This window comes from Variovorax glucosi, from assembly GCF_051216695.1.
GTDB lineage: Bacteria > Pseudomonadota > Gammaproteobacteria > Burkholderiales > Burkholderiaceae_C > Variovorax.
The window spans coordinates 1-1,475 of the sequence record NZ_JBPJZE010000084.1; the positions used below are offsets into that span (position 1 = coordinate 1).

The 1,475-nt window shown below is 68.9% G+C and carries 2 protein-coding genes; both read left to right on the forward strand.

Annotated elements, in window-relative coordinates; genetic code table 11:
* The coding region (locus ACSFA3_RS23075) for an AAA family ATPase (protein WP_435507777.1) at positions 1–613 on the forward strand (613 nt) is incomplete at its 5' end.
* On the forward strand, positions 594–1,475 hold an 882-nt coding region (locus ACSFA3_RS23080), incomplete at its 3' end, for a DUF58 domain-containing protein (RefSeq protein ID WP_435507778.1). The genes ACSFA3_RS23075 and ACSFA3_RS23080, both read left to right, overlap by 20 nt.

The window sequence follows — 1,475 nt, forward strand, 5'->3', positions numbered from 1 at the left end:
GCGCCAAGTCACCATCGCCGGCGAAACGCACAAGGTGCCGCGCACCTTCCTCGTGATGGCCACGCAGAACCCCATCGAGACCGAAGGCACCTACCCGCTGCCCGAGGCGCAGGTCGACCGCTTCATGATGAAGGTGCTGGTCGACTACCCGAGCGACGAGGAAGAATTCGTCATCGTCCAGCGCGTGATCGGCCCGCCCGTCAACGCCACGCCGGTCGCCACCACCGATCAGCTCGCGGCGCTGCAGGCCGAGGCGCGGCGCGTGTATGTCGACCCCTCGCTCATTCAATACGCCGTGAAGCTGGTGTCGGCCACGCGCACGCCCGAGAAGCACGGCCTGAAAGACCTGCGCCGCTTCATCACCTTCGGCGCCAGCCCGCGCGCCAGCATCAGCCTGACCGAAGGCGCGCGCGCCCTGGCGCTGCTGCGCGGCCGCAGCTATGCGCTGCCGGAAGACATGACGGCGCTGGTGCCCGACGTGCTGCGCCACCGCGTGACGCTTTCATACGAAGGCTTGTCCGAAGGCCTGACGCCCGACGGACTGGTCGAGAAGATCATGCGTGCAGTCCCCGCTCCACCGAAACCGCTCGAACATGAAAAGCTGGTGGCGTAAGGCCCCCGCGGCCGCAAACGACGAACGGCTCGCCGCAGAAGCCGGTGGGGCCGAACGCGCGCTGCGCCGGCTCGAATGGACCGTGATCCGCCGCCTCGACGGCCTGTTGCAGGGCGACTACCGCACGCTGATGCGCGGCACCGGGCTCGACCTGGCCGACCTGCGCGAGTACCAGCACCACGACGATGTGCGCCACATCGACTGGAACGTCACTGCCCGGCTGCAGACCCCGCACGTTCGCGTGTTCACCGAAGACCGCGAAATGGCCGCGTGGTTCGTGCTCGACCTGAGCCGCTCGGTCGATTTCGGCTCGGGCCTGAAGGCCAAGCGCGAGATTTCAGCAGGCTTCGTCGGCGTGCTGGCGCGGCTGCTCACACGGCACGGCAACCGGGTTGGCGCGCTGGTCTACGGCCGCGACCTCGAAGCGGTGATTCCGCCACGCACCGGCCGGCGCCACGTGCTGCACCTGCTGCATGCGATGGAAAAGCGCGCCGGCAAGGCCGAGACTGCCCCCACGCAGAAAGGCATGACGCGCCTGGACGACCTGCTCAAGTCGGCCGCCACGCTGATGCCGCGCCGCTCCACCGTGTTCGTGGTGTCCGACTTCCTGAGCGAGCCCGGTTGGGAGCGCCCATTGGGCCAACTGGTGCAGCGCCACGAGGTGATCGCCGTGCGCCTGTTCGACCCGCTCGAACTCGAGTTGCCCGACCTCGGCCTGGTGCCGCTGCGCGATGCCGAGACCGGCGAGCAGCTGTGGGTCGACACCCACGACGCGGGCTTTCGCAAGCGCTTCGCGCGCCTGGCGTCCGAACGTGAAACCGCCCTGCGCGAAGCGCTGGCCAGGGCCGGCGTCGATGCGCTC